The sequence below is a fragment of the Tetzosporium hominis genome (assembly GCF_002265435.1).
Lineage (GTDB): Bacteria > Bacillota > Bacilli > Bacillales_A > Planococcaceae > Chryseomicrobium > Chryseomicrobium hominis.
Window position 1 is genome coordinate 1 of the sequence record NZ_NOKQ01000032.1, and the last position, 236, is coordinate 236.

Consider the following 236-nt stretch of genomic DNA (forward strand, 5'->3'; position numbering starts at 1 on the left):
CTGAGCGGAATGACGCTTACAGGTCCGGAAATGTTCAGCAGCATGCCTGTTCTCGAAGATCAGCAGCTTGGCGCGATTGTCATGAAAATCCTACAGGAAATCGTGTACGGGACATTTTTGGCGATTATCTTTTTCGGCTGGGCGAGGAAGGAAAGAGCCAAAGACGAAAAGGACCTGGAAGAAGAATCATATTCTCCGTCTACGGTTCATTAAGGTCAAAAAAGGGTACAGCCTCA

1 protein-coding gene is annotated in these 236 nt (G+C 47.5%); it reads left to right on the forward strand.

Going from position 1 to position 236, the window contains the following annotated elements; all coding sequences use genetic code 11:
- A partial coding sequence (locus CF394_RS00095; protein ID WP_207761653.1) for a cytochrome c oxidase assembly protein occupies positions 1–213 on the forward strand: 213 nt, incomplete at its 5' end.
- Positions 214–236 lie beyond the last annotated feature (23 nt).